Source organism: Pantoea sp. X-Soil-ISGK-421, from assembly GCF_059730785.1.
The window spans coordinates 2229373-2255377 of sequence record NZ_AP035979.1 but is presented as its reverse complement, the minus strand read 5'-3'; the positions used below and the strand labels follow the sequence as shown (position 1 = coordinate 2255377).

The 26005-nt window shown below is 51.9% G+C and carries 24 protein-coding genes; 12 read left to right on the top strand and 12 right to left on the bottom strand.

What is annotated here, in order from left to right:
• From tsaB to rnd, 4 genes are all read left to right on the top strand, one after another.
• Positions 1–699, top strand: a complete 699-nt coding sequence (tsaB, locus tag AC6I8K_RS10510; protein WP_064738879.1) for a tRNA (adenosine(37)-N6)-threonylcarbamoyltransferase complex dimerization subunit type 1 TsaB — start codon at positions 1–3, stop codon at positions 697–699.
• A gap of 60 nt (positions 700–759) precedes the next feature.
• A complete protein-coding gene (locus tag AC6I8K_RS10505) occupies positions 760–1353 on the top strand; it encodes a Slp family lipoprotein (RefSeq protein ID WP_064738878.1) in 594 nt (197 codons plus the stop codon).
• A 209-nt stretch (positions 1354–1562) separates the two neighbouring features.
• On the top strand, positions 1563–3239 hold the full coding sequence (gene fadD, locus AC6I8K_RS10500; RefSeq protein WP_497826683.1) for a long-chain-fatty-acid--CoA ligase FadD: 1677 nt from the start codon (positions 1563–1565) through the stop codon (positions 3237–3239).
• A 98-nt stretch (positions 3240–3337) separates the two neighbouring features.
• On the top strand, positions 3338–4459 hold the full coding sequence (rnd, locus tag AC6I8K_RS10495; protein WP_064738876.1) for a ribonuclease D: 1122 nt from the start codon (positions 3338–3340) through the stop codon (positions 4457–4459).
• A gap of 55 nt (positions 4460–4514) precedes the next feature.
• Here rnd and minE read toward each other — a convergent pair whose 3' ends face one another.
• From minE to minC, 3 genes are read right to left on the bottom strand one after another with little or no spacing between them, the layout of a single operon-like run.
• Complete coding sequence (minE, locus tag AC6I8K_RS10490; RefSeq protein ID WP_007889661.1) at positions 4515–4784, bottom strand: cell division topological specificity factor MinE; 270 nt, start codon at positions 4782–4784, stop codon at positions 4515–4517.
• 3 nt (positions 4785–4787) lie between these two features.
• Positions 4788–5600, bottom strand: coding sequence for a septum site-determining protein MinD (minD, locus tag AC6I8K_RS10485; protein ID WP_007889662.1), 813 nt, complete (start codon positions 5598–5600; stop codon positions 4788–4790).
• Between the two features lie 33 nt (positions 5601–5633).
• On the bottom strand, positions 5634–6344 hold the full coding sequence (minC, locus tag AC6I8K_RS10480; RefSeq protein WP_483817533.1) for a septum site-determining protein MinC: 711 nt from the start codon (positions 6342–6344) through the stop codon (positions 5634–5636).
• A gap of 153 nt (positions 6345–6497) precedes the next feature.
• On the opposite strand from minC, the gene AC6I8K_RS10475 reads away from it, so the two are divergent.
• From AC6I8K_RS10475 to ycgN, 3 genes are all read left to right on the top strand, one after another.
• A complete protein-coding gene (locus tag AC6I8K_RS10475; protein WP_007889664.1) occupies positions 6498–6773 on the top strand; it encodes a YcgL domain-containing protein in 276 nt (91 codons plus the stop codon).
• Positions 6774–7051: 278 nt separating this feature from the next.
• Positions 7052–7711 carry a fumarylacetoacetate hydrolase family protein gene (locus AC6I8K_RS10470; RefSeq protein ID WP_064738874.1) on the top strand — a complete coding sequence of 220 codons (660 nt, stop codon included), beginning with the start codon at positions 7052–7054 and terminating at the stop codon, positions 7709–7711.
• 64 nt (positions 7712–7775) lie between these two features.
• Entirely contained in the window at positions 7776–8222 is a 447-nt protein-coding gene (gene ycgN, locus AC6I8K_RS10465) for a cysteine cluster protein YcgN (RefSeq protein WP_064738873.1), read from the top strand.
• A 40-nt stretch (positions 8223–8262) separates the two neighbouring features.
• Here ycgN and dsbB read toward each other — a convergent pair whose 3' ends face one another.
• Positions 8263–8793 (bottom strand): disulfide bond formation protein DsbB, encoded by a 531-nt coding sequence (gene dsbB, locus AC6I8K_RS10460; RefSeq protein ID WP_497826682.1) that lies wholly within the window; start codon positions 8791–8793, stop codon positions 8263–8265.
• Positions 8794–9113: 320 nt separating this feature from the next.
• Between dsbB and fadR the strand changes: the two genes are divergently transcribed.
• Positions 9114–9833: a fatty acid metabolism transcriptional regulator FadR gene (gene fadR / locus AC6I8K_RS10455; RefSeq protein WP_008110376.1), complete on the top strand. Its 720-nt coding sequence runs from the start codon at positions 9114–9116 to the stop codon at positions 9831–9833.
• Between the two features lie 39 nt (positions 9834–9872).
• Here fadR and AC6I8K_RS10450 read toward each other — a convergent pair whose 3' ends face one another.
• Complete coding sequence (locus AC6I8K_RS10450; RefSeq protein WP_483817532.1) at positions 9873–11408, bottom strand: SpoVR family protein; 1536 nt, start codon at positions 11406–11408, stop codon at positions 9873–9875.
• A 494-nt stretch (positions 11409–11902) separates the two neighbouring features.
• Here AC6I8K_RS10450 and AC6I8K_RS10445 point away from each other — a divergent pair, with 494 nt between their 5' ends.
• A complete protein-coding gene (locus tag AC6I8K_RS10445; protein ID WP_497826681.1) occupies positions 11903–13204 on the top strand; it encodes a D-amino acid dehydrogenase in 1302 nt (433 codons plus the stop codon).
• Between the two features lie 21 nt (positions 13205–13225).
• On the top strand, positions 13226–14296 hold the full coding sequence (gene dadX, locus AC6I8K_RS10440; RefSeq protein ID WP_064738869.1) for a catabolic alanine racemase DadX: 1071 nt from the start codon (positions 13226–13228) through the stop codon (positions 14294–14296).
• On the opposite strand, the gene AC6I8K_RS10435 is transcribed toward dadX, so the two are convergent.
• The 6 genes from AC6I8K_RS10435 to yeaG all read right to left on the bottom strand — a co-directional run bounded on the left by AC6I8K_RS10435 (position 14289) and on the right by yeaG (position 23013).
• Positions 14289–15482, bottom strand: coding sequence for a multidrug effflux MFS transporter (locus AC6I8K_RS10435; RefSeq protein ID WP_497826680.1), 1194 nt, complete (start codon positions 15480–15482; stop codon positions 14289–14291). The two genes, dadX and AC6I8K_RS10435, sit on opposite strands and share 8 nt — an antisense overlap.
• A gap of 114 nt (positions 15483–15596) precedes the next feature.
• Positions 15597–17063: an undecaprenyl-phosphate galactose phosphotransferase WbaP gene (gene wbaP / locus AC6I8K_RS10430; protein ID WP_064738867.1), complete on the bottom strand. Its 1467-nt coding sequence runs from the start codon at positions 17061–17063 to the stop codon at positions 15597–15599.
• 377 nt (positions 17064–17440) lie between these two features.
• Positions 17441–17674 carry a DUF1480 family protein gene (locus AC6I8K_RS10425; RefSeq protein WP_007889678.1) on the bottom strand — a complete coding sequence of 78 codons (234 nt, stop codon included), beginning with the start codon at positions 17672–17674 and terminating at the stop codon, positions 17441–17443.
• Positions 17675–17751: 77 nt separating this feature from the next.
• Positions 17752–19479, bottom strand: a complete 1728-nt coding sequence (locus tag AC6I8K_RS10420; RefSeq protein WP_497826679.1) for a potassium/proton antiporter — start codon at positions 19477–19479, stop codon at positions 17752–17754.
• Between the two features lie 230 nt (positions 19480–19709).
• The gene (locus tag AC6I8K_RS10415) at positions 19710–20987 is read right to left on the bottom strand and encodes a YeaH/YhbH family protein (RefSeq protein WP_064738864.1); all 1278 of its coding nucleotides are present in this window, start codon (positions 20985–20987) and stop codon (positions 19710–19712) included.
• Positions 20988–21078: 91 nt separating this feature from the next.
• Positions 21079–23013 carry a protein kinase YeaG gene (yeaG, locus tag AC6I8K_RS10410; protein ID WP_008110364.1) on the bottom strand — a complete coding sequence of 645 codons (1935 nt, stop codon included), beginning with the start codon at positions 23011–23013 and terminating at the stop codon, positions 21079–21081.
• 407 nt (positions 23014–23420) lie between these two features.
• On the opposite strand from yeaG, the gene AC6I8K_RS10405 reads away from it, so the two are divergent.
• Both AC6I8K_RS10405 and AC6I8K_RS10400 read left to right on the top strand, forming a co-directional pair.
• Entirely contained in the window at positions 23421–24170 is a 750-nt protein-coding gene (locus tag AC6I8K_RS10405) for a MipA/OmpV family protein (protein ID WP_497826678.1), read from the top strand.
• An 83-nt stretch (positions 24171–24253) separates the two neighbouring features.
• Positions 24254–25102, top strand: coding sequence for an aldo/keto reductase (locus AC6I8K_RS10400; RefSeq protein ID WP_483817526.1), 849 nt, complete (start codon positions 24254–24256; stop codon positions 25100–25102).
• Positions 25103–25125: 23 nt separating this feature from the next.
• Here the strand turns inward: AC6I8K_RS10400 and AC6I8K_RS10395 are convergent, their stop codons facing one another.
• A complete protein-coding gene (locus tag AC6I8K_RS10395) occupies positions 25126–25998 on the bottom strand; it encodes a D-hexose-6-phosphate mutarotase (protein ID WP_497826677.1) in 873 nt (290 codons plus the stop codon).
• Positions 25999–26005: the final 7 nt, after the last annotated feature.

The window sequence follows — 26005 nt, the reverse complement described above, 5'->3', positions numbered from 1 at the left end:
ATGTCCGCCCGAATTTTAGCCCTGGACACGGCGACAGAAGCCTGTTCTGCCGCGCTGCAAAATCTGCAGCAGATTGATGCCCGCTTCGAAATCGCTCCGCGCGATCACACCCAGCGTATTCTGCCGCTGATTCAGGAACTGTTGCAGGTGCAGCAACTGGAGCTGACCGCGCTTGATGTGCTGGCGTTTGGTCGTGGTCCGGGCAGTTTTACCGGTGTGCGTATCGGCATTGGTATTGCTCAAGGGCTGGCGCTTGGCGCGAATCTGCCGATGATCGGCGTCTCCTCCCTGGCGACTATGGCGCAGGGCGCGTGGCGTTTAACCGGCGCGACGCGCGTGTTGGCCGCGATCGACGCGCGTATGGGCGAACTCTATTGGGCTGAATATCAACGCGACGCAAACGGCGAATGGCAAGGTTCGGAAACCGAAGCTGTGATCAAACCCGAAGTGGCGATGGAACGTATTGCCGCATTGACCGGTGAATGGACGACGGTGGGTACAGGTTGGCAGGCCTATCCACATTTGTTGACCTCACCAGGCGCACCGCTTATCGCCTCAGAGGTGGTGTTACCGGCGGCGGAAGATATGTTGCCGCTGGCACTCAGCGCCTGGCAGCGTGATGAAGCGGTTGCGGTGGAGCATGCCGAGCCGGTTTATCTGCGCAATGAAGTGGCATGGAAAAAGTTACCGGGACGCTAAGTCGCGCGCAACTTATCTGCGCGTGCTCAGTCTAATCAGAGAAATAACAGGAGAAGTGCTATGCCAATAAGTCGTAAAGGGATGTCTGGCGCTCTGTTAGCCTGCGCGATGCTGCTCAGCGGCTGTGTTTCGGTGCCAGATTCAATTAAAGGAAGTTCTGAGCTTCCACAGCAAGATTTACTGCGCGTGATGAATGCGCCGCAACTGTTTGTTGGCCAGGAATCACGTTTCGGCGGTAAAGTGGTTAAGGTAACCAATCTCAACGGCTTAACCCGCGTGGAAATTGCCACACAACCGCTGGATGAGAGCGCGCGTCCGCGTTTAGGGTCAGCCTCGATTGGCCGCATTTATGCCGACATTCGTGGTTTTGTTGATCCGGTCGATTTGAATAATCAATACATCACTGTACTCGGCAATATTAAAGGCACTGAAAAAGGTGATATCGGTAAGGCCAGCTACAACTTTGTGGTGATCGATGTGCGCGGTTATCAGCGTTGGCATCTGACGCAACAGGTGATGACGCCGCCGGAACCGATCGATCCTTATATTTGGTATGGTCCAACGCGGCATCGTCCGGGATATTGGGGACCCAATCCTTATTGGGGTATGAATCTCGGCCAGCCCGCGCAGGTGCAAACCATCCTCACCGAATAAGATGTTCATTGCGTTATTTACGGCCCGGTCGCGGTGCTTGCGAACGGGCCTTTTTATTGGGCGCGCAACCGATGCGCGAAATTTAGTGATGCGCTTCGCAACCTGAAAATGCCGAAACAGGCAAACTGGTACAATCAGTTAAAATATTGTTAACAACATTGATTGTCGAGGCGGCGATGGCTACGCAACAAGATTATCGGGGTAATTCTTTGAATAAAGTTTGGCTCAAACGCTATCCAGCAGATGTTCCTGCGGAAATTAATGCGGATCGTTACGCTTCATTGATCGACCTCTTTGAGCATGCAACCGAGCAATACGCCGAACAGGTGGCTTTCATTAATATGGGGCAGCCGATGACGTATCGACAGCTGGAAAAGCAGAGCCGCGCTTTTGCTGCCTGGCTGCAGCAAGGTCTTGGGCTGAAGCAGGGCGATCGCGTGGCGCTAATGATGCCAAACCTGCTGCAATATCCCGTCGCACTGTTTGGTGTGCTGCGCGCTGGCATGGTGGTGGTCAACGTCAACCCTCTCTACACGCCGCGCGAACTCAAACATCAACTGATTGACAGTGGCGCCAGCGCCATTGTCATTGTCTCGAACTTTGCTCATACGCTGGAAAAAGTGGTGGCTGAAACGCCCATCAAGCATGTGATGCTGACGCGCATGGGCGATCAGCTGGCGCCGGTGAAAGCCACGCTGGTGAATTTTGTCGTTAAATACGTGAAAAAACTGGTACCAAAATACCATTTACCGGGTGCGGTGCCGTTCCGCAGCGCCTTGTCGCAGGGCGAGCAGATGAGTTATCAACGTCCCACCGTCACCAATGACGATCTCGCTTTCCTGCAATACACCGGTGGCACCACTGGCGTCGCCAAAGGCGCGATGCTGACGCACCGTAATATGCAGGCCAATCTGGAACAGACCAAAGCCACTTACGGCAAGCTGCTGCGCCCAGGTAAAGAGCAAGTGGTCACCGCGCTACCGCTTTATCATATCTTTGCGCTGACGGTTAACGGTTTGCTGTTCCTTGACCTTGGCGGTACTAACCTGCTGATTACCAATCCGCGCGATATTCCCGGCTTTGTCAAAGAGATGAGCAAGTTTCCGTTTACCGCCATCACCGGCGTAAATACCTTGTTCAATGCGCTGCTCAATGATGCCAACTTCAATAAGCTCGATTTCTCTACCCTGCGCCTGTCAGCCGGCGGTGGGATGGCGGTGCAGAAAGCCGTTGCTGAGCGCTGGGAGAAACTTACCGGGCACTATCTGCTGGAAGGTTATGGCCTGACCGAGTGTTCACCGCTGGTATCGGTGAATCCGTATGACATCACCTGTCATACCGGCAGCATTGGATTGCCCGTGCCATCCACCGATGTGCGCATCGTCGATGATGAAGACCATGAGGTTGCGCCGGGTGAACCGGGCGAGCTGTGCATTCGTGGCCCCCAGGTGATGACCGGCTACTGGCAGCGGGCAGAAGCCACCGATGAGGTGCTAAAAAATGGCTGGCTGCATACCGGTGATATTGTTACCGTTGATAGCGAAGGCTTTATTCGCATTGTCGATCGTAAGAAAGACATGATTCTGGTGTCAGGCTTTAACGTGTATCCTAACGAGATCGAAGATGTGCTAATGCAGCACGAGAAAGTGCGTGAAGCCGCAGCGATTGGCGTTCCCAGCGATCTATCGGGTGAAGCGGTCAAAGTCTGCATTGTGAAGAAAGATCCTTCACTGACGAAAGAAGAGGTACTGGATCATTGCCGTCGCCAGCTTACCGGCTACAAAGTGCCGAAGATTATCGAGTTTCGTGACGAGTTGCCGAAGACCAACGTGGGCAAAATCTTGCGCCGCGAATTGCGTGATGAGGCGAAGCGAGAAGGGCAGTAACGCGCCATTCTCCTCAGGTTAACGCCGGCACAGTCCGGCGTTTTTATTGCTTTTAACAAGGAGCGCTGCGCGTAGTTTGCCGCAGCGAGAAAGACAACGTGAATTACACCCTGATCGACCAAAATGACCAACTGGCCGCCGTGTGCGAGAAAGCACGCCAGCACGCCGCCGTGGCGCTGGATACCGAATTTGTGCGCACCCGCACCTACTATCCGCAGCTCGGCCTGATTCAGCTGTTTGATGGCGACCAGCTGATCCTAATCGATCCGCTTAACATCAGTGACTGGACGCCGTTTGTGGCGTTGCTGCAGGATAAACAGGTCACCAAATTCCTGCATGCCGGTGGCGAAGATCTCGAAGTGTTCCTGCATCGCTTTAAATGCCTGCCCGATCCGATGATAGACACGCAAATTCTGGCGGCTTTTACCGGCCAGGCACTGTCGTGGGGTTTTGCCTCGATGGTGATGCATTTCAACCAAATCGAGTTGGATAAAAGCGAATCCCGTACCGATTGGTTGGCACGTCCGCTGACCGAGCGTCAATGTGAATATGCTGCAGCGGATGTCGCCTATCTGCTGCCCATTGCTCACCAGCTGGTGGCGCAAACCGAAGAGGCCGGCAACATGGCGGCGGCCTTAAGCGAATGCAATATGCTGTGCCAGCGTCGGCTGGATGTGCTGCAACCGGAAGAAGCCTGGCGCGACATCACCAATGCATGGCAACTGCGTCCACGTCAGCTGGCTGCGTTACAGCGTCTGGCAGCATGGCGCCTCAATATCGCGCGTCAGAAAGATATGGCGGTGAATTTTGTGGTGCGTGAAGAGAATCTGTGGAAAGTGGCGCGCTTTATGCCGGGCAGCCTCGGCGAACTCGACCATTTAGGGCTAAATGGCCATGAGATTCGCTTCCACGGTAAAGCAATGGTGGCACTGGTGGCGGAAGCACAGGCGCAGGATGAAGCCACTTTACCGCCGCCGCTGCCGAATTTGATCGACCATCCGCACTACAAGCAGGCGTTTAAAGCCATCAAAGCGCTGGTGCAAAAGGTAAGTGAAGAGAGTGGTTTCAGTCAGGAACTGCTGGCCTCACGTCGCCAGATCAATCAGGTGCTGAGTGTGTACTGGGGATTGAAAAACGCTTCGCGCACACCGGAGTTAATGACTGGCTGGCGCGGTGATTTACTGAAAGCGGGTATCGACGAGATCCTGCAGGCGCTCTAAGCGCAGCATTTTCCCCTGCGCAATACCGCAGGGGAAAATCAGGAAACCGCTTTAATCATTTAGGAACGTCTTCCGGCTCCGGCAGCGTCACGTTGAGCTCAAGGATAGAAATATCATCCCCTTTTTGATCCAGCTGAACGGTCACCATATCCGGGTCAATTTTTACGTATTTACAGATCACTTCCAAAATATCGCGCTTCAGCTGCGGCAGATAATGGGGCTCACTGTCGCCCCTTCTGCGTTCGGCTACGATAATCTGCAGCCTTTCCTTGGCTATATTGGCTGTGTTCTTCTTACGGGATAAAAAGAAATCAAGTAATGCCATTGGTTATCCCCCGAACAGGCGTTTAAGGAAACCCTTCTTCTCTTCTTCAATAAAGCGGAAGGGGCGTTCTTCGCCAAGCAGGCGATCTACGGTATCAGCATAGGCTTTACCGGCGTCAGCGTTTGCGTCGAGGATCACCGGCTCACCCTGGTTAGAGGCGCGCAGGACAGATTGATCTTCCGGGATGACGCCAACCAGTGGAATGCGCAGAATTTCCAGCACGTCTTCCATGCTCAGCATATCGCCGCGGGTAACGCGACCTGGATTGTAACGGGTCAGCAGCAGATGCTCTTTCACGGGATCCTGACTGTTCTCAGCACGACGAGATTTCGAAGAGATGATGCCGAGAATACGGTCCGAGTCACGTACTGAAGAGACTTCTGGGTTGGTGGTGATGATCGCTTCATCGGCGAAGTACAATGCCATCAGCGCACCGGTTTCGATACCTGCTGGTGAGTCGCAGACGATAAAGTCGAACTCCATCGCCGCCAAATCGTTCAGCACTTTCTCAACGCCTTCACGCGTCAGCGCATCTTTATCACGCGTTTGTGAAGCCGGCAGAATGTAGAGTTGCTCAGTGCGCTTGTCACGAATCAGCGCCTGGTTCAGCGTCGCATCACCCTGAATAACGTTTACAAAGTCATAAACCACGCGGCGTTCACAGCCCATGATCAAATCGAGGTTACGCAGGCCGATATCGAAATCGATTACGACGGTTTTTTTGCCTTTCTGCGCTAACCCAGTGGCGATGGCCGCGCTTGACGTGGTCTTGCCAACGCCCCCTTTACCCGATGTAACTACAATAATGCGTGCCATAAATGTTGATTTCCTTAACGAAAGAAAAGGGGCTTAATTAAGTGTCTGAATGGTAAGCGCGCCTTCTATCAGGCTGAGGCGCGCCGCTTTACCAAAGAATTCCGCCGGAATTTGATCCATCATCCAATATTCCCCGGCAATTGAGACCAACTCTGCGGCGAGGTTGGTGCAAAAAATCTGGCTGTCGCTTTGTCCGCCGACGCCGGCTAACGCACGGCCGCGCATCATGCCGTAAATATGAATGTTGCCGTCGGCGACCAGTTCGGCACCGGCGCTCACGCTGCTGGTGACGATGAGATCGGCGTTGCGCGCATAAATCTGCTGGCCCGAACGCACCGGCGTATTGACGATGCGGGTTTTACTGGCGGCATCTGCCACCGCTGTAGGGACAATCGGTGCGGCTTCAACTACCGGTTCACTCGCTTGCTTGCGGCTCTCTTTACCTTCGGAAAGAACCGGCAAACCGGCGCGGGCAATCATTTTTTTCAGGGCTTCATCTTTGCAACCGCTGACACCGACGATGCGCAGACCGGTCGCCATCACCGCTTGTTGCATCTGTTTCCAGTTAATGTCGCCGGTGAGCGCTGACACATTCAGTACCACCGGCGCATTCAGCAAAAAGGCAGGTGCCTGATCGATTTTGTCCTGTAGCGCCTGACGAATCACCTCGGGTTGCGAATGATGCAGATGAACGACTGACAGGGTAAAACTGCTTCCCTTGAATTCGATTGGCGTTTGCGACATCTGTGCTGACTCAGTCCTGTTTTACGACCCTTAAATGTACGTCGATAAAATCGGCAATAACATCAAACGGTCAATATTCGAAGTTCTGCAAGCATGTTATAGTTACTGCTATATTCAGGCAAGTGACGCCACCGGTTAATTCGAGTAAAAAATATGTTTTGTGTGATCTACAGAAGCCCACAACGTGAACAGACTTATCTGTATGTTGAAAAAAAAGACGATTTCTCACGGGTACCCGAAGAACTGCTGCGTGGCTTCGGCAAACCCCAGTTGGCAATGGTGCTGTCACTGGATAAGCGTGACAAGCTGGCTAACGCGGATATCAATAAAGTTAAGCAAGGTTTAAGCGAACACGGCTATTATTTGCAAATTCCACCGCCGGTTGAAAGTCTGCTCAACATTCATCTCGATCAGGGTAAAAAAGATTAATTCAGATTCATCTGTAAATATATCCTGTAGAAATAATCAGTGCTATTTACGTTAATTAATCGCCCGCTTTAACCCTTTATTGCGGGCAATTATCCAGGCGTTTAGCTGATTTTGTTGTATACGATTAACGACTTTTGACAATTTACGCCACGACGGCCGCCCTAAACCCGCTAATATATTCTTCCTCAGCCTGTCGCGTTCCGGCACTGAGCCAGACTTAATCGCCAGAAGCGCTGGCGGCAAACACATCCCAAACACAACCAAAGTAGGGGAATAGCATGTATCAGCATCGTAACTGGCAGGGCGCTCTGTTGGATTACCCGGTCAGTAAAGTGGTATGCGTTGGCAGCAACTATGCGAAGCACATCAAGGAAATGGGCAGTGCCACGCCAACCGAACCGGTTGTGTTTATCAAACCGGAAACCGCCGTGTGCGATCTGCGCCAGCCGCTGTCGATTCCGGCAAATTTTGGTGAAGTGCATCATGAAGTGGAACTGGCGGTGCTGATTGGCTCGACGCTAAAGCAGGCGAGTGAAGAACACGTGGCGAAGGCGATTGCGGGATATGGCGTGGCATTGGATTTGACCTTGCGCGATGTGCAGGCCGGTCTGAAGAAAGCCGGCCAACCGTGGGAGAAATCCAAAGGTTTCGATAATTCCTGTCCGCTGTCGGGTTTTATCCCTGTTTCTGAGTTTAGCGGCGATCCACAAAACACCGAGCTGAAGCTGGTGGTTAACGGCGAGGTGCGTCAGCACGGGACTACCGCCGATATGATCCACAAAATTTTGCCGCTGATTGCCTATATGAGCCAGTATTTCACCCTGCGCGCGGGCGATGTGGTATTGACTGGTACGCCTGAAGGCGTTGGCCCGATGCGATCTGGCGATAAGCTGGAAGTATCGCTGGCCGGCCACGGTATTTCTACTCGCGTACTGTAAAACTTGCATCACCGCACCTGAACCTTTATAAGGTGCGGTTTCATTGCTAACCCGGACCGCCATCATGACTGAACAACCTTTCTGGCAGACTAAACGCCTTGACCAAATGAACGACGCAGAGTGGGAATCCCTGTGCGACGGCTGCGGCCAATGTTGCCTGAATAAGTTGCAGGATGCGGACACTGATGAAATCTACTTCACCAACGTTGCCTGTAATCAACTGAACATCAAAACCTGCCAGTGTCGGAGCTATGAGCGTCGTTTTGAGTTAGAAGAGAATTGCATCAAGCTGACGCGTGAAAACCTTACCAGTTTTGAATGGTTGCCGCGGACTTGCGCGTATCGCGTGTTAGGCGAAGGTAAATCCTTGCCGGCCTGGCATCCGCTGATCGCGGGTTCTAAAAAGGCGATGCATGCGCAGCGCATTTCAGTGCGATTTATTGCGGTGCGTGAGAGTGAAGTGCGGGATTGGGAAGAGCATATAATTGATCGACCTGATCGCAACGGGTAATCATGCAACAGGCAGCTAAGGCTGCCTGTTTTGTTTGTGCTTAACGACCGAACAGATCACGGCGTTTAGGTTTGAACGGTTGTGCAATCAACACCAGCAGCGCCACCAATAGATAAGCGGCAAAAATCACGATCATCCACTGCGGCATGCTCCAGGTCAGGAAAGTCCATCCACGTTCGGCGCAGTCACCGCTGGCCACGAACACTGAAGGCAACCATTTATCCAGCGGTAACCAGCTTGGGAAGCGTGCGGCAAAGTCGCAGGTGACAAACGGATTAGGATGCAGCTGAATCATGGTGTGATCGTAAGAAAGGCGCGTACCTTCAATGGCGCTATAAATCCAGATGAGGATTGCCGCCCAGCGCAGCGGAGTTTTCGGCGCTAGCGCCCCAACAATGCCCGCACCCATCACGCCAAATAGCGCACAACGCTCATAAATACACATTACGCAGGGTTGCAGCCCCATTACGTGCTGAAAATACAAGGCTGTTAATTCAAATGCTAACGCCGTCAGGGCCAGCAAAAGCCAGGCACTCCGTCCACGCGAGCATTGATTCAAATATCGCAACATATTGCTTTTCCTGTAACCGTTAATGTTTCGCAGTGTAAACCAAAAGCGCAACCGTGCCAGCCAGGTAACGGGAAAAAATCATGTACAAAAATGACTTAAGTCGCGTTGAGACCTAAAAAAATTCTAGCTGGCACCTTATCCGATACGTGCAAGCCGCAGATGCAGCGCAAACGTGTGCTTGTGCAGGCAAATTCCTCTGAATTCAAGGCTGAATTTTGCGCCAGCGCGCGCTTTTAATCGGTTGGCAGGCTATTTCCGCTATAGCCGCTCTGGTATGATGAGTCGCATTACGATAAAGAAAGCAACGAGAAATAAATGCTATGGTGATTAAGGCGCAGAGCCCCGCGGGATTTGCTGAAGAGTATATTATTGAAAGCATCTGGAACAGTCGTTTTCCGCCGGGATCTATTCTACCTGCCGAACGTGAGCTTTCTGAACTGATTGGCGTGACGCGTACCACGCTGCGTGAAGTATTGCAGCGTCTGGCGCGCGATGGCTGGTTGACGATTCAACATGGCAAGCCGACACGCGTTAACGACTTCTGGGAAACCTCCGGTTTAAATATTCTCGAAACTCTGGCCCGACTCGATCATGACAGCGTCCCGCAGTTGATTGATAATCTGCTGTCGGTGCGCACGAATATCTCTTCGATTTTTATCAGCCGTGCGCTGCGTCATCATCCAGAAAAAGCGCGCGAAGTGCTGGAGAATGCGCTGATCGAGGAAGACAAAGCAGAAGCTTATACCGAGCTGGATTACCGCGTATTCCGTGGCTTGGCTTTTGCTTCAGGCAACCCGATTTATGGTCTGATTTTGAACGGCCTGAAAGGATTGTATACCCGTGTCGGTCGTCACTACTTCTCAAGTCTCGAAGCGCGTGAACTGGCGCGTAACTTCTATCGCCAACTGGCTGACCTGTGCGTGGCGAACCCGTCGCAGGAGCAGATTGTCGATAGCGTGCGCGAATATGGTCGCCGCAGTGGTGAGATTTGGCACAAGATGCAGAAGAGCATGCCGGATGACCTGGCCAGCAAGCGATAAAAGAAAAACCGGACTTTTAAAGTCCGGTTTTTTTTGGCCTCATAAGGCTGGGCCGCGCGTTGGCGAGCGATCCAACAACTCCACGCTGCCATCTTCATTCTGCTGTTCCAGAATCACATCAAAACCCCACAAGCGATGCACATGCTTCAACACTTCTTTGCGGCTCTTATCGAGCGGCGCACGTTGTTGCGGCACATAACGCAGCGTCAGCGAACGGTCACCGCGTAAATCGACGTTATAGACTTGAATGTTAGGTTCCAGATTGCTCAGATTGTACTGGGCAGACAGTTGCTGACGGATAGCGCGATAACCCGCTTCATCATGGATTGCGGCAATTTCGAGGAAGTTGTTACGATCGTCATCCATCACCGTGAACAGGCGGAAATCACGCATCACTTTAGGCGACAGGAACTGGCTGATAAAGCTTTCGTCCTTAAATTCGCGCATGGCAAAATGCATGGTCTTCAGCCAATCGGAACCGGCCACGTCCGGGAACCAGTAGCGATCTTCTTCGGTTGGTGTCTGACAGATACGTTTGATGTCCTGGAACATCGCGAAGCCGAGCGCATAAGGGTTGATGCCGTTATACCACTGACTGTTATAGGGCGGTTGGTATACCACGTTAGTGTGACTGTGCAGGAACTCCATCATAAAACGTTCCGACACTTTGCCTTCGTCATACAGATGATTAAGGATGGTGTAGTGCCAGAAGGTGGCCCAGCCTTCGTTCATCACCTGCGTTTGTTTTTGCGGATAAAAATACTGGCTGACTTTGCGCACAATGCGCAACACTTCACGTTGCCAGGATTCCAACAGTGGCGCATTTTTTTCCATGAAATAGAGCAGGTTTTCTTGCGGTTCAGATGGGTAGCGCGATGCCTCAACGTGGACCGACTCTTTCTCTTTACGCGGCAGCGTGCGCCACAGGGTATTCACCTGGCTCTGCAAATACTCTTCACGACTTTGCTGACGTGCTTTCTCTTCCTGCAGCGAAATTTTCTGAGGGCGTTTATAGCGATCCACGCCGTAATTCATCAGCGCATGGCAGGAATCGAGCAGCCGCTCCACTTCCTCCACGCCATAGCGCTCTTCGCAGTCGGTAATATAGTTCCGCGCAAACAGCAGATAATCCACAATGGAACTGGCATCGGTCCAGCTGCGGAACAGGTAATTGTTTTTGAAGAACGAGTTGTGACCGTAACAGGCGTGCGCCATCACCAGCGCCTGCATGGTCATGGTGTTCTCTTCCATCAAATAAGCGATGCACGGATTGGAGTTGATGACGATTTCATAAGCCAGCCCTTGCTGACCGTGCTTATAGCGTTGTTCGGTTTCGATGAATTTCTTGCCAAATGACCAGTGTGCATAATTGATCGGCATACCTACACTTGAGTAAGCATCCATCATCTGCTCGGAGGTAATCACTTCGATTTGGTGCGGATAAGTTTCCAGTCCGTAGCTTTTGGCTACGCGGTCAATTTCAGCCAGATAGTCATCCAGCAGTTCGAAGGTCCAGTCGGGTCCATCACTGAGTCGTTTACTGTTGCGGGTTGGCTCGTCAAAGATTGTCGTCATAGCGCACCTCTGTTTTGCAAGCGGCAGGAATAACCTGTCACGATCGTTTAAGGCCTCATCCTGAGTAAAGATGGCCCAATAAAACTGAGCGAACACTTCAATGATAGTCCACTGTCGCCTATCCGAAACTGAATCTCAATCGAATTCTTTTGGCAGAAAATCATTCAAAAAGCGCTAGTTAAGTTGATACTTGTTTCAAATGTTGGTTTTAATTTAATTTGCAGAATAATGCTCTATTTATAAGAGCATTGTATGACTGCGGCGCTTTCTCCTGAAAAAAGTCAAAACCGCTGCCTTCCGCATAATAAATTGCTGATTAAGGGATTTAAGGCATAAAAAATCCTGATTTTTGATGAGTTGCATGATTTTAGTGTGCAGTCAGGTAAAAAACATGTGAAATAAGTCAGTCGAATGTAAGATTTGAGTGGCGGTCGGGTTATGCTGTGGTGGGCTGGGTTAATAGTTAATTATTCTTTTGCTGCGACGAGGGGCTTATGCGCGTAGTGATTCTTGGTAGTGGTGTTGTCGGGGTAGCGAGCGCCTGGTATCTGGCGCAGGCCGGACATCAGGTCACGGTTATTGATCGCCAACCGGCCGCCGCGCTGGAAACCAGCGCCGGTAATGCGGGACAGATCTCACCGGGCTATGCCGCGCCTTGGGCGGCGCCGGGTGTTCCGCTTAAAGCGGTCAAATGGATGTTCCAGCGTCACGCGCCGCTGGCGGTTCGTCTTGATGGCAGCAAATTCCAGCTGGAGTGGATGTGGAATATGTTGCGAAACTGCGACATGCAGCATTATCAGGAAAATAAAAGCCGCATGGTGCGTATCGCGGAGTACAGCCGCGACTGCCTTAAAACGTTGCGCGCGAGCACGGGCATCGCCTATGAAGGTCGTCAGGGCGGCACGCTGCAACTGTTCCGTACTCAACAACAGTTCGAAAGCGCCAGTAAAGATATTGCCGTGCTGCGAGATGCGGGCGTTCCCTACCAACTCCTGGAAGCGCATCAACTAAAAAATGTTGAACCCGCGCTGGCGGCGACGGCGCACAAACTCACCGGCGGTTTACGTCTGCCCAATGACGAAACCGGCGACTGCCAACTGTTTACCCAACGTTTGGCGGAGATGGCTATGGCGGCGGGTGTGACTTTTCGCTTCAACACTTCTGTGGATCAGTTATTGCGTGAGGGCAACCGTATTTATGGTGTGAAGTGTGGCGATGAGGTGATCAAAGCCGATGCTTACGTCGTGGCGTTTGGTTCCTATTCAACGTCGCTGTTAAAAGACATCCTTCCCATCCCGGTTTATCCGCTGAAAGGCTATTCGTTGACCATTCCGATCAAGAACGCCGATGCCGCGCCGGCTTCCACTGTTCTCGATGAAACCTACAAAGTGGCGGTGACGCGCTTTGATAATCGTATTCGCGTGGGTGGTATGGCAGAAATTGTTGGTTTTAACACCAAACTGTTGCCGGCAAGACGCGAAACGCTGGAGATGGTGGTCCGCGACCTCTATCCTGAAGGCGGATTTGTCGAACAAGCCACGTTCTGGAGCGGATTGCGTCCGATGACGCCAGACGGTACACCGATTGTTGGGCGTACACCGCTCTCCAATCTCTATCTCAACACCGGTCACGGTACGCTGGGATGGACCATGGCTTGTGGTTCCGGTCAGCTTTTAGCTGATTTAATTTCCGGTCAGAAACCGGCGATTGCTGCAGATGATTTGTCTGTGCTGCGCTACCTGCCAGGTTTTGAGCCACATTCTTCGCCGTTGCGTAACGCTAGCGCGGCGCGTTGAGACCTCAGGGAGAGTAAAAGCATGTCACGTCCAACCGGTGCCACCCTGAATCAACAGGCACTGCGTCATAATCTGGCTGTTGTACGCCAGGCGGCACCGCATTCACGCGTCTGGTCGGTGGTGAAAGCCAATGCCTATGGGCACGGTGTGGCCCGCGTCTGGCAAAGTCTGGCAGAGACTGACGGCTTTGCGCTGCTGAATATGGAAGAGGCAATCTTACTGCGTGAGCAGGGCTGGAAAAAGCCGATCCTATTGCTGGAGGGTTTCTTTCACGCCGACGATTTAGCGCTGATTGATCGTTATCGACTCACTACCAGCGTACACAGTAACTGGCAGATACAGGCGCTGGCTAAAGCGCAACTGTCGGCGCCGGTGGATGTTTATCTGAAAATTAATAGCGGTATGAATCGACTGGGTTTTCGTCCTGAGCAGGCACAGGCGGCGTGGCAGAAACTGCGCGCTTTGGCGAATGTCGGTGAAATGACGCTAATGGCGCACTTCGCTGATGCTGAGAATCCACAAGGATTGGTTGAGCCGATGAAGCGCGTCGAATTGGCGGCGGAAGGGCTTAATTGCTCGCGTTCCCTGTCTAACTCGGCTGCCACGCTGTGGCATCCTGAAGCGCACTTTGACTGGGTGCGCCCCGGCATTATCCTCTATGGCGCGTCACCGAGCGGCGACTGGCAAGATATCGCCAGCACTGGATTGCAGCCGGTCATGACGCTCAGCAGCGAAATCATTGGCGTGCAGCAGCTGAATGCGGGTGATGGCGTGGGTTACGGCTATCGTTATCACGCCAGCGGCGCACAGCGCATTGGCATCGTCGCCTGTGGTTATGCCGATGGCTATCCGCGTCACGCGCCTACCGGCACGCCAGTTAGCGTTGATGGCATACGCACACAAACGCTAGGCGCCATCTCGATGGACATGATGATGATCGATTTAGACCCTTGTCCGCAGGCTGGTATTGGCTCGAAGGTTGAGTTGTGGGGTAATCAGGTGAAAATCGATGAGGTGGCGAAAGCCGCCGGAACGGTGGGATACGAGCTGATGTGCGCGCTCGCCCCCCGCGTTCCGGTTGAGGTTATTTAAGTGCGGTAACGCGACCGTGCATCTTCTTGCTGCAGCGCCAGGCGGTTATCGCCAGCGCTGCGCCGATCAACATCATCAATGCCAGTGACGATTTCTCCGCGACGGGCAATGCCACGATTGCCATACTTCCCCCCGCACCACATGCCATCTGAATAAATCCTTGCAGTGCCGAGGCAACGCCCGCTTGCTGTTGATAGGGCTCCAGCGCGTAGCTGGTGGCGGGGCCGACCGTAAACGCCAATCCGGCGACGGAAACTGCCACTGGAATCATGTACAGCGACCAATGGTTTTGCCACGCCGCGGGTAACAGCGTAGTGCCCATGATTAACAGAATCGCGCCCATTAACATGGTGGCGAAGCCCATCGCCAGGCAGAATGGGCGTCCCGCTTTGCGAATGGTTTTGTTCACGAAGGCGCTAACCAGCATGATCCAAAAACCATTGGCACCAAAAGCGAAGGAGAATTGCAGCGGCGTCAGGCCGCCTTCGGTCATCAGCACGTGTGGCGCTAGCGACACATAGGTGAGCACCATGCCCAGCGCACCAGCGTTAGCGAACGCAAAGGCGAGGAAGCGCGGTTCACGAGCGATGGCAGCATATTGCGCCAGCGGTAGACCTTTTACGCGCAGCGTGTCCGCAGGACGCGTTTCTGGGAGCCACAGCAGCACGACCAATCCGATTACCACAGCATAGCCGCACAGGAACCAGAACGGCATACGCCAACCGTAGGCTTCGGCCAGAATCCCACCCAGCAGGGGCGCCAGCGCTGGAACGATATTCAGTGCACCGTTAAGGAAGCCGTAAGCGCGTGCAGCATCTTCACCGCTGAGACGGTCGCGCACGCCACTAAACGCCACCACTGCGGTGCAGCACACGGCGCAACCCTGAATGATACGGGCGAGGAAGAACACCGGCCACAGCGTGCTTGTCGCGGCAATCGCGCTGCCAATGATATAAAGCGCGAGACCGATCAACGCGAGGGGCTTACGACCAAAATTATCCACCAGCGGACCGGTAATCAGTTGGCCGATGCCCATCACTAATAAAAACAGTGGAATAGTGATTTGGATCAGGCTCACCGGGCTGTTAAGACCTTCGGCGATTTGCGGCAATGTAGGGAGGTAGAGATCAATACCCAGCGGCGCCAGCAGCACCAGGCTGAGAAGTATTAAGGTGAATTTTTGCATGACGAACCAAAACGACCTGTTAAACAAGCCGGAAGGGTAATGACTCTGTGGGGAAAAAGAAAGGGATAAAAAAAGCGATGCCTGCCAAAGCGCACAGGCATCGCCTCGAGGGTATTAGTAAGCGCCGTCGCGACGGACTACTACGCCAGCAGTTTTAAACAGGATCGCGATATCAGTCCACAGTGCCCAGTTCTTCACGTACCAGGAATCAAAGTAAACGCGCGTGTCGTAGTCAATGTCGTTACGACCACTGACCTGCCACAGACCGGTCATGCCGGGTTTGGCCATCAGGTAGTAATCGACGTCACCGGCATAACGCTCCAGTTCAGCTTCAATCACCGGACGCGGGCCCACCAGACTCATTTCGCCGCGAATCACGTTCCACAACTGTGGTAATTCATCAAGGCTGGTTTTGCGCAAGAAGTTACCAATTTTGGTCACGCGCGGATCGTTTTTCAGTTTGAAGTCACGATCCCACTCGGCACGCGCTTCCTCGCTGGTCGCCAGCAGATTTTGCAGCACTTCCTGCGAGTTGGTCACCATGGAGCGGAACTTCAGGCACTTAAACTTCACGCCATCTTGCCCAACGCGTTCATGACCATAGATTGCATTGCCACCGTCACGCTTCACCATCGCACACAGCAGACCAAATACCGGTCCCAGGAACAGCAGCAGCATTGACGCCACGACAATATCGAAGGTGCGTTTCAGGAAACGAGAAGAGCGTTTTGCCAGGTTATTACTGACGCGCAGGATCATCACTTCATGGCTGAAGATAAATGACATGTCGGTGCCATACAGCGGCACGCCGCGCAGCGTTGGGATCACGGAAATCGAACGGCACTTCATTTTAGACAGGAACTTCAGCCATTTATCGCGCACCACTTGCTGCTCAAATTCGGTGGCGACGATAAATTGCGTGTTGTCACGGTCCATGGTTTGCCAGTTGATGTCTTTCCAGGTGATCACCGGAACGCCGTTAACTTTCTCGTGCTGTTGGTCATCATCCAGCGAGATAAACGCCTGCACGTTATAACCGAGGATCTCTTCGCTTTGCAGCGCCGCGTAGGCTTCCATGGCGTTTTTACCGGAACCAATAATGATAGTTTCCTTTTGCCACTGACCAGCACGGTTGATCGCACGTTTAACGACGGCACGCATCAGCGGCAGAAGCAGCAGGGCATAGGTCCAGCTGAACACCCAAACCATGCGCGAGAAGTCCCATTTTGAAAAGGCAATTAACGCCAAATCAAGCAGAGAGAAAACAAACAGCGTTTTAATCACTTCTTTTAATTCAAACCAAAATGGCTTGCGATAGGTGTAGTGACGCATACGTACCCAGAACCAGGCGGTGCAAAGTACGGAAAGGCTAAATTGAGCAATAAATCGGTATTCAATCTGCTGAGGCGGAATAAAGGTATCCAGTTCGCCCCAAATACCTTGAACAGTGGCGGCAGATAAAAACAATGCCAGATTTAACGCAATTAAATCTGAGAAACTAAGGGCGACTTTTGCGATGAGATTTTTGCGCAGTCCGCTCCACGAGCGGGTTGCATTATTCATTATCAAAGTACTTGCCATAAAACCTGCTCTCTTTTCTTAAGTAAAAGATGGCCTGACCAGAATCAAGTACACGCTCAGGAGTGGTCCGCTGAAAAGTAGAAAGAATAATTCTTTCAGCGAGATATAAGTCAGTGCTGCCATAAACGCTGCAAGGAAAGGACCGTTTGAGACGTGATGCACGTCACGAAAAGCTGCAGCAACGTTTAAGAGTATGCAGGAGTTATTTGACAGAGTTAATATGGAAATAGTCTGAAAAGGAAATAAATGACTAAAGAAATAATTGGCTATTCGATTGAAATGTAAGGTTAAAAGTTAATTAATCGCGAATATAGCGCTTCATTTTAAGACAACTTTTCGGAATGACCGCCATTTCCATCAATGGCGGCACCAGCCAGTCAGGCGGGTTTTTTTAGTACCCACAGGTCCTGTTGCTTGTCATAGTGTCCGATTTGCAGATCGACAGCTTCGCCATCAATCCATGCCGGTACACTGGTTTCAACATCCCAGCCGTCGAGTTGGTCACTCAGGCCGGGATTGGTGTGGCAGGGAATACTCACCGTATCAACGTTGTCAGTATTGAACTCTGCATCAACAATTTCATAACGACCAATCTTCACCACGTGTCCCATTACTTTCTCCCGTATTAACTGGGTTGAATAGTGAGCATAGTCGTTCACACGCAGTTTACGAGCGATAACGCCTCGGATTATTCTTTGTCTTCACTGACGCGCACACCTATTTTCACGATCTGATTGTCTTCTTTTTCCGCTACTGTCCAGGTTAATTGCTTCCACTCCACCTGATCACCGACGACTGGCGTACTGCCCAGCAAACTCATCACCAGCTGACCTAACGACTGCTGATCGTTGGTTTGTTCGTCCAGCTCAAGCCCGTAGATTTGCGCCACGTCGCGCAGGCGCGCTTCGGCATCCAGAATAAAGTCGCCAAAGAAGCGCTGGTCGAGCGATACCGGGGGGGTTTGGCTGAACATTTTCCCTAATGCCGGTAAATCGCGTTCCCGGCCAATCACACAGATAACATCGCCTTCTTTCAGGCGCGTATTACCATTGGGATGCATTAACGCGTTATCACGAAACAGGGCGGCGATGCGGGTTTCGCGCGGCATCTGCAAATCACGCAGCGCTGCACCGACGCACCACTTGTCTGCGCTCAGCTGATAAATGAACTGCTCCCACGGATTCTCGGGATGGATATCCAGACCCACCCGACTGATTGGCGAGGCCGTTGGCGGGACCACCACTTTGGCACGTTTGGCGGCATAGCCCAGCGACGTACCTTGCAGCATCAGTGACACCAGCACCACAAAGAAGGCAATATTGAAGTAAAGCTTGGCGTTCTCCAGGCCAGCCATCATCGGGAACACCGCAAGGATAATCGGCACTGCGCCACGTAGGCCAACCCAACTGATGAAGATACGTTCACGTCCGGTGAAGCCCTTGAAGGGCAACAGGCCAACCAGAATCGACAGCGGGCGCGCCACCAGAATCAACCACAGCGACAGAATCATCGCCGGTACCGCGATATGCCATAAATCGGACGGCGTCACCAGCAAACCCAGCACAATGAACATGCCGATTTGGCTCAGCCATGCCATGCCGTCAAACGTTTGCAATATACCGTGGCGGTTACGGATGGGGCTGTTACCCAGCAGGAAGCCGCAGAGATACACGGCCAGAATGCCGCTGCCTTCCATTACGGTGGTCAGCGCAAACACGATGATGCCGCCACTCACGGCCAGCAGCGGATATAAACCTTGCGCCAGATTGATTCGGTTAATCAACTGCTGCAGCGCCCAGCCGCCGCCCAGACCTAACACGATGCCGAGACCAAATTGCTGCACCAGATGCACCACGAACATCCAGCTCAAGCCCGACTGGCCTTGTTGAATCATGTCGATCAAGGTGATGGTCAGAAACACCGCCATCGGATCGTTGCTGCCGGATTCAATTTCCAGCGTTGAACTGACGCGTTCGTTGAGCCCTTTATCACCCAGCAGCGAAAACACCGCGGCGGCATCGGTTGAACCAATAATCGCGCCGATCAGGAAGCCTTGCATAAGATCGAGCTTAAACAGCCAGGCGGCAGCCACACCGGTTAAGCTAGCCGTGATCATTACGCCGACTGTCGCCAGTGAGAGCGCTGGACCGAGCGCTACCTTGAGGGAAGACGCTTTGGTGCGCATACCGCCATCCAGCAGGATAATGGCCAACGCAAGGTTAGAGACCAGATAGGCGACTGGATAGTTATCAAACGCAATGCCGCCAATGCCATCAATACCGGCCAACATGCCTAACGCGAGAAAGATGACCAAAATCGGAATGCCGAGGCGCGAGGAAAAGGAACTGAGCAAAATACTTGCTGCTACCAGCACGGACCCAATAATAAACACACTGTAAATCATGCTGGTATTCAACGGCGTTCTCCTGCGGCGGGGCAAAAAAGACAAACTGCGGGGGATTCACACAGACAAGGTGGAAAGATAATGCCTTATCAATAGCTTGTCAGCGCTTAATTGCACATTTTTTCATTCTATGGGGTCGCATCCCATATACAGCTAAATTTGTGTGAAAAATCATCAGTAAATGGCAGGAAGTGAGCGGGGCTGCTGTAAAGAAAAAGCCGGTCACTGACCGGCTTATAGATTTAGGCTTCTGCTGCTTGTTTATGGAAAAGTTCTCTAAATACTGGATAGATGTCTTCTGGCTCGCGAATATGTTGGATTGCGAAGTTATCAAATGTCGCTTGCAGATGTTCATACTCGCGCCACAAGGTCTGATGCGCGCGGCGCGTAATCTCGATGTAGCTGTAATAACGTACAACCGGCAGAATATGTTTGGCTAAAATCTCGTGACAAAGCGGCGAATCGTCCGCCCAGTTATCACCATCTGACGCTTGCGCAGCATAGATATTCCACTGCGAAGGGTCATAACGCTCTTTAACCACTTCATCCATCAGTTTCAACGCACTGGAGACAATGGTGCCGCCCGTTTCCTGCGAGTAGAAAAACTCCTGTTCGTCGACCTCTTTCGCCTGAGTGTGATGGCGAATGTAGACTACGTCGACGTTCTTATACGTACGGCTCAGGAACAGATACAGCAGGATGTAGAAGCGCTTCGCCATATCTTTGGTCGCCTGATCCATCGAACCTGAAACGTCCATCAAACAGAACATCACGGCCTGGCTGGAAGGTTCTGGCCGCTTCTCGAAGTTTTTGTAGCGTAAGTCAAAGGTATCGATAAACGGCACACGATCAATGCGCGCGCGCAATTCAGCAATCTCTTTACGTAAACGTTCCTCTTCCAGTAACTGCGCCGGTTCGCTGTTTTCCACTTCCGCTAGCGTCACTTCCAACTCGTTGAGCATGCGGCGTTTACCTGCCGTCATCGCTGTGCGGCGTGCCAGCGAGTTCTGTAATGAACGCACCACGCTAATGTTAGCCGGCGTACCGTTTGAGGTGAAGCCAGCACGGTGGGTCTTATACTCATTCAACTGACGATGCTGATTTTTACGCAGGTTAGGCAGCGCTAAATCTTCAAACAGCAGATCGAGATATTCATCTTTAGAAATCTGGAAGACGAATTCGTCCTGGCCTTCACCGTCCTGACTGGCATTACCCTGACCGCTGCCGCCACCGCCGCCGCCACCTTGCGGACGCTCAATACGATCGTTTTGCACGAAATGATCGTTCCCCGGATGAACGCGATGGCGATTACCGCCGCGACCCTGATGGAAACTTGGCTCGTTGATATCGTCAATTGGAATCGAGACCGATTCGCCGCTCTCGACATCGGTCACCGAACGCTTATTGATGGCCTCGGAGATCGATTGCTTGATTTGCGACTTATAACGGCGCAGAAAACGCTGCCGATTGACGGCGCTTTTATTCTTACCGTTTAGACGCCGATCGATAAAATAGGCCATAAAAATCCCCCAAACTGCATTGCAAGCTAAGGCCGGGAGAACCCGGCCTCCTGTGGCAGCACCGCAGCGCCGCGACGCTTACAGATAACGATTATGAAGACTTACGCACGCGAAGATACCATTCACACAGCAAACGTACTTGCTTGCGGGTATAGCCTTTTTCCATCATGCGATCGACAAAATCATCGTGTTTTTTCTGCTCGTCCGTTGAGGTTTTGGTATTGAACGAAATCACTGGCAGCAACTCTTCGGTGTTCGAGAACATTTTCTTCTCGATAACCGTGCGCAGTTTTTCGTAACTGGTCCAGTTCGGATTGCGTCCGCTGTTTTGCGCGCGGGCACGCAGCACAAAATTCACAATCTCGTTACGGAAGTCTTTCGGGTTACTGATTCCTGCAGGTTTCTCGATCTTTTCCAGCTCGGCGTTTAGCGATTCGCGGTCAAATAGCTGTCCGGTGTCAGGATCGCGATATTCTTGATCCTGGATCCAGAAATCAGCGTAAGTGACATAGCGATCAAAGATGTTCTGACCGTATTCAGAGTAGGACTCCAGATAGGCAGTTTGAATCTCTTTGCCGATGAACTCTGCGTATTTTGGAATCAGGTAGCCTTTCAGGTGCTCCAGATACTTCTCAGCTTGATCCTGAGGGAACTGCTCACGTTCGATTTGCTGCTCCAGCACGTAGAACAGGTGAACCGGGTTGGCCGCCACTTCGGCATGGTCGAAGTTGAACACGCGCGACAGGATTTTAAACGCGAAGCGGGTTGAAAGGCCGTTCATGCCCTCATCAACGCCCGCATAATCGTGATACTCCTGCCAGGATTTGGCTTTTGGATCGGTATCTTTCAGGCTCTCGCCATCATAAACGCGCATTTTTGAGTAGATACTGGAGTTTTCCGGCTCTTTCAAACGCGACAGAATTGAGAAGCGAGCCAGCGTTTCCAGCGTTCCCGGCGCGCATGGCGCAGTGGTCAGCTCACTGTGATCCAACAACTTGTTGTAAATCTTAATCTCTTCGGAAACGCGTAAGCAGTAAGGCACTTTGACGATGTAAACACGGTCAAGGAAGGCCTCATTGTTTTTGTTGTTACGGAAAGTGACCCATTCTGATTCGTTCGAGTGCGCCAGAATGATGCCGTTGAACGGCAGAGCAGAGATCCCTTCAGTACCGTTATAGTTACCTTCCTGGGTGGCGGTCAGCAGGGGATGCAGCACTTTAATCGGTGCTTTAAACATCTCAACGAATTCCATCACACCTTGGTTCGCGCGGCAAAGAGCACCTGAATAACCGTAAGCATCCGGGTCGTTCTGCGCGTGGTTTTCCAGTTTGCGGATATCCACTTTACCCACTAACGCCGAGATATCCTGGTTGTTCTCATCGCCAGGTTCGGTTTTAGCGATAGCAACTTGCTCCAGAATGGATGGCCACACTTTCACTACTTTGAAACGGGTAATATCGCCGCCAAATTCATGCAAACGCTTCGCTGCCCAAGGCGACATAATGGTGCCAAGGTAACGCCGCGGCACGCCATACTCTTTTTCCAGAATATTGGCGTCTTCCTGAGGATTAAACAGGCAAAGAGGATGGTCATTTACCGGGCTGCGTTCACCGTCGGCGCTCAGAACATAAATAGGCACACGCTGCATCAGCGCTTTCAGGCGTTCAGCCAGCGAGGACTTACCGCCACCCACCGGGCCCAGTAAGTAAAGGATCTGTTTCTTCTCCTCCAAACCCTGCGCGGCGTGTTTCAGGTAGGAGACAATTTGCTCAATCGCTTCCTCCATACCATAAAACTCTTCAAAGGCAGGATAGCGCCCCATAACGCGGTTGGAGAAGATTCTGGAAAGGCGTGGCTCTTGCGCAGTGTCAACCATCACCGGCTCACCGATGGCCATTAATAGTCGCTCGGCAGCGTTGGCGTATGCACTGCGATCCTGTTTACAGATGGCGAGGAATTCCTGCAATGAGAACTCTTCATCCTTGGCAGCTTCATAACGCTGACGATAGTGATCGAATATATTCATAGCGATGCCCGTCCTTTCGTTTTTAGCACAGGTAAAGGAGCGTAATAAAAGTTTGTAGCAGCTCCCGGAAGATATTCTTTATGGAGTACAGCAACCCTTATGCCAACCTGACATTTTTTTATCGGGATACACAGTTCTTATGGTTACTCTGCTCGTACAAAAAAGTCTCGTCTTACATTTAACTGTAGAAGGCATTCAGAAAACCTGCAGCCACTTTTCTCCTTATTCAAAGGTATATCAATAACAAAGTCTCATAAGCACCGAGGCAATTAAACTAAGCAGGCTGGGCGTGAAGGCATCTCAGATAATTCCCTTCGCTGCGGCCAGAGCATCATTAAACGTTAACCGATCGCAAAAATTTGGTTAGACTCTGCGTGTGATTGTTATATTAATGGACTGAATAAATTGTGAACCAATTCAAACTTAAAGCGCTTGCTCTTGTTGTTCCTTGTTATTTTGCGGCGTTCGGCACTCATGCAGAACCGTTATCTCTTGGCGCTTCGGTCATTTATGCGCAGTCACCTTATCGGGGTGGACAAGACCGCTACCTGCCCATTCCGGTGATTAATTATGAAGGTGAGAACTTCTGGTTCCGTAGCCTGCAAGGTGGCTATTACCTGTGGAAAGATCCCCAAAATCAGCTGTCGCTGACGGTGCTGGGATCGCCGCAGCAGTACGATCCGAAAGACAATGATTTGGGCGATATGAAAGACCTGGATAAGCGACGCATGACGCTGATGGCCGGCGCCAGCTATCGTCATGTTGCCGATTGGGGCATCGTGCGCACGACATTGCTGGGCGATGTGCTCAACAACAGCAACGGCATGATTTGGGATCTCACCTATTTATATCGCTTCGAATTCGGCGCCTTCAGCCTGACTCCAGGCATTGGTGCCATGTGGAATAGCGCCAATCAGAACCGCTATTACTATGGTGTCTCATCACACGAAAGCGCCCGCACTGGCATCTCTGAATATCATCCAGATGATAGCTGGTCACCGTATGTCGAAATGAATGCGAGTTACAAAATCACTGAAAACTGGAATGCCAGCTTGTCGGGCCGCTATACGCGCTTCGACAGTGAAATCAAAGACAGCCCGATGGTCGATAAGAGTGGCCAGTACACACTCTGGACCGGCATCAGTTATAGCTTCTAATGTTGAATTGAACGCCTCTTAATGAGGCGTTTTTCTTACATTGCACCAATTAGGATCCCCGGAATGGCGCAACAGGAGGAGTTATGAAGACTATTCAATTTCACAATCAATCGATATTACCCGCGATAGGCCAGGGTACCTGGTATATGGGCGAGAACGCTGCGCTACGCAGTCAGGAAGTGGCGGCACTGCAGGCCGGTTTAGATCTTGGATTAAAGGTGATTGATACGGCTGAAATGTATGCGGAAGGCGCCGCCGAGGAAGTGGTCGGTGAAGCGCTACGTGGACGTCGCGAACAGGCTTGGCTGGTGTCGAAAGTTTATCCATGGAATGCCGGTGAAATCGATGCCATTGATGCCTGCGAGCGTAGCCTGCGCCGTCTGCAAACCGATCACCTCGATCTTTATCTGCTCCACTGGCGCGGCAATGTGCCGTTAGAAGAAACCATTCGCGCGATGGAATCCTTACAACAGCAGGGCAAAATCCGTCATTGGGGCGTATCGAACTTTGATCATGACGATATGCTTGAGTTATGGCATGAGCCCGGCGGCAATGCCTGTTTAACCAACCAGGTGCTTTACCACTTAGCTTCGCGCGGGATTGAGTATGATTTACTGCCTGAATGCCAGCAGCGCCACATGCCGATTATGGCCTATTGTCCTTTAGCGCAGGCTGGTCGACTGCGACAGGCGCTCTTTGAAGACCCGCATCTTCAACAGATTGCACAACAGAAGGGCATTAGCGTGGCGCAAGTGATGCTGGCCTGGGTCATACGCCAGCAAGGTGTTTTGGCCATCCCTAAAGCGAGCAGCGTTTCACATGTCGAGCAAAATGCCGCCGTGCTTAACATCACGCTATCTCATGAAGAACTCGCCATCATTGATCGGGCGTTTCCCGCTCCGCAGGCTAAAACAGCCTTGGATGTGGTTTAGCGGCGCAAAAGCGCCGCTTCGTCTTACTTATTAACGATGCGAATCGTCGTTCCCATACGAGAGGGTGATTCACCCGCGCTTTTTAACGGCTTACTAATGCGCGCCGTTTCGACGCAAACCATAGTTTTGTAGCCTTCATTCGGCATGTCGCCCATGCTGCAGGATAACTCTGGGCCTGGATTCCAGGTGACAACGTCACTTTGATAATGGTGATATACCTCAATCTGGCGTTTGCCACCTTTATCGTGAATCACACTGCAATCATCGGCAGCGGTATGAATACGGTCTACCCTGTTAGGATAGGTCTGTTTACCGTCTGATGCGCCAACCGCATTATCGTTAACTTTATCGATAAAACTGTTACCTAATCCACTCACTTCGACCTGCGTAATATCCGTAATATGGAAGTAGCTGTGCAGCGCCGCCGTGGCTTCATAATCACCGTAGGCTTCCAGTTCAATTTCACAATGTTCAGCTATACGGAAACGAGCGAGTAGGGTGAAATCGTGCGGCCACAGCTTTTTAGTTTGTGCATTGCTTTCCAGCGTAAAGGTCAGTAACACCGCATCTTCATTTTCGTCATGTGCGGTCAGCGTCCACGGCATATTGCGCGCAAAACCATGCGCTGGCTCACCAGCCGGACCAAACCACGGCCAGCAAATCGGCACGCCGCCACGGATCGCTTTACCCGTCGTAAACGGGGTCTTTTCGCTGAGCCAAATGACCGGTTGCTGACCGCTAGGCTGCCACGAGAGCAAATGCGCACCTTGCAACGCTATAGCCGCACGCACTTTGGGATGGCTGATCACCACAATCGGCAAATCACCTAGCTGGCGCTGTGACAGATAAGGGGTGATTTGATTCACTACCGGAAGGGTATAAAGCGTATCTTGCATAGTCAGA

Coding starts and splice junctions, on each gene's coding strand:
- tsaB (WP_064738879.1), top strand. CDS start 1: ATGTCCGCCCGAATTTTAGCCCTGGACACGGCGACAGAAGCCTGTTCT.
- AC6I8K_RS10505 (WP_064738878.1), top strand. CDS start 760: ATGCCAATAAGTCGTAAAGGGATGTCTGGCGCTCTGTTAGCCTGCGCG.
- minE (WP_007889661.1), bottom strand. CDS start 4,784: ATGGCATTACTTGATTTCTTTTTATCCCGTAAGAAGAACACAGCCAAT.
- minD (WP_007889662.1), bottom strand. CDS start 5,600: ATGGCACGCATTATTGTAGTTACATCGGGTAAAGGGGGCGTTGGCAAG.
- minC (WP_483817533.1), bottom strand. CDS start 6,344: ATGTCGCAAACGCCAATCGAATTCAAGGGAAGCAGTTTTACCCTGTCA.
- AC6I8K_RS10475 (WP_007889664.1), top strand. CDS start 6,498: ATGTTTTGTGTGATCTACAGAAGCCCACAACGTGAACAGACTTATCTG.
- AC6I8K_RS10470 (WP_064738874.1), top strand. CDS start 7,052: ATGTATCAGCATCGTAACTGGCAGGGCGCTCTGTTGGATTACCCGGTC.
- ycgN (WP_064738873.1), top strand. CDS start 7,776: ATGACTGAACAACCTTTCTGGCAGACTAAACGCCTTGACCAAATGAAC.
- dsbB (WP_497826682.1), bottom strand. CDS start 8,793: ATGTTGCGATATTTGAATCAATGCTCGCGTGGACGGAGTGCCTGGCTT.
- fadR (WP_008110376.1), top strand. CDS start 9,114: ATGGTGATTAAGGCGCAGAGCCCCGCGGGATTTGCTGAAGAGTATATT.
- AC6I8K_RS10450 (WP_483817532.1), bottom strand. CDS start 11,408: ATGACGACAATCTTTGACGAGCCAACCCGCAACAGTAAACGACTCAGT.
- AC6I8K_RS10445 (WP_497826681.1), top strand. CDS start 11,903: ATGCGCGTAGTGATTCTTGGTAGTGGTGTTGTCGGGGTAGCGAGCGCC.
- dadX (WP_064738869.1), top strand. CDS start 13,226: ATGTCACGTCCAACCGGTGCCACCCTGAATCAACAGGCACTGCGTCAT.
- AC6I8K_RS10435 (WP_497826680.1), bottom strand. CDS start 15,482: ATGCAAAAATTCACCTTAATACTTCTCAGCCTGGTGCTGCTGGCGCCG.
- wbaP (WP_064738867.1), bottom strand. CDS start 17,063: ATGGCAAGTACTTTGATAATGAATAATGCAACCCGCTCGTGGAGCGGA.
- AC6I8K_RS10425 (WP_007889678.1), bottom strand. CDS start 17,674: ATGGGACACGTGGTGAAGATTGGTCGTTATGAAATTGTTGATGCAGAG.
- AC6I8K_RS10415 (WP_064738864.1), bottom strand. CDS start 20,987: ATGGCCTATTTTATCGATCGGCGTCTAAACGGTAAGAATAAAAGCGCC.
- yeaG (WP_008110364.1), bottom strand. CDS start 23,013: ATGAATATATTCGATCACTATCGTCAGCGTTATGAAGCTGCCAAGGAT.
- AC6I8K_RS10400 (WP_483817526.1), top strand. CDS start 24,254: ATGAAGACTATTCAATTTCACAATCAATCGATATTACCCGCGATAGGC.
- AC6I8K_RS10395 (WP_497826677.1), bottom strand. CDS start 25,998: ATGCAAGATACGCTTTATACCCTTCCGGTAGTGAATCAAATCACCCCT.